The 1,223-nt window shown below is 35.1% G+C and carries 2 protein-coding genes; both read left to right on the plus strand.

Annotated elements, in window-relative coordinates; all coding sequences use genetic code 11:
* The first annotated feature begins 128 nt into the window (after positions 1-128).
* Complete coding sequence (locus tag JOC49_RS13095) at positions 129-674, plus strand: V4R domain-containing protein (RefSeq protein ID WP_204665483.1); 546 nt, start codon at positions 129-131, stop codon at positions 672-674.
* A gap of 20 nt (positions 675-694) precedes the next feature.
* Positions 695-1,111 (plus strand): bacteriohemerythrin, encoded by a 417-nt coding sequence (locus tag JOC49_RS13100; RefSeq protein WP_204665484.1) that lies wholly within the window; start codon positions 695-697, stop codon positions 1,109-1,111.
* Positions 1,112-1,223: the final 112 nt, after the last annotated feature.

Consider the following 1,223-nt stretch of genomic DNA (forward strand, 5'->3'; position numbering starts at 1 on the left):
AATGTTAAAATGTAGGAGTAACTACTTGAATTCTTCGTAGGTTCAGCGAAAATATCGATTTTTAATGGTTTTCGTAAAACGACGTAGAATTTAGGAACAATTAATCTAAATTGGAAGGAGGCTTTGATATGAGTGAGGAAAGAAAATATGAATTTTCGTGGTCACTTCTAGGTAATATTGATGAAGGGCGTCCCAATATAGGCAATACGACACGTGTTGAAGTGTATAGGCTTATGCAATTCACCTTTAGAGATGTGATGGAAAAAAAACTTGGTACAGAAGAGACAGATCAACTTTTCTATGATGCAGGCAAACTTGCAGGAAAGGCCTTCTACGACCATTATTTAAAAGATGTTGTAAATCTAAGCGATTTTATCAATCAGTTGCAAGAACTATTAAGAGAACTTGGGATTGGGATTTTACGCATTGAGCAAATGGACATGGAAAAAGGCGAACTCGTCTTGACAGTATCAGAAGACTTGGATTGTTCAGGTTTACCGGATAACGGTATTGAAATATGCACATACGATGAGGGCTTTATCAGTGCACTTTTGGAGTCTTTCACGGGGACGCCATTTACTGTAAAGGAAATAGACTGTTGGTGTACAGGAGACCGTACATGCCGTTTTCTAGCTAAGACTTTAGAGCTATCAAGGGTTGAGCAAGAAAAATAATTTATAATTGGGAGGACATTATGTTTATCTGGAAGAAGGAATTTGAACTAGGCATAAAATCAATAGACGAACAGCATAAATGTCTGTTAGATTTAGGTAATAGGATTAACGAGCTATTGGTGAATCACGATGATGACGATGACAATTACGATGAAATTTATGAAGTGATCGAGGAACTTCGCGCATATACCGTGTATCATTTCAATACAGAAGAAGAACTGTTTCTTAAATACAATTATCCTGAGTATCATGCACATAAGAAAGAACATGACGACTTTGTTGCCTTTCTTAAATCTGTAAATCCCGAAGATATTGATGAAAATCAAAAGGGTTTCCTTAAAAAGCTGTTGGCGCAAATTGTTCAGTGGGTATTTAAACATATCATAACAACAGACTATATGTACAAAGACTATTTACTACGTATCGGTATGAAATAAGGCATTTAAATTGCCAATAAAGACCAGCTAATAAAAGTCAATAAGTAGTTTGAGTTTTTTTATAAATTTTCATTTCTGAAAAAATGGTACAGCAAATCTAGCCATTAGAAAA

Source organism: Fusibacter tunisiensis (assembly GCF_016908355.1).
GTDB lineage: Bacteria > Bacillota > Clostridia > Peptostreptococcales > Acidaminobacteraceae > Fusibacter_D > Fusibacter_D tunisiensis.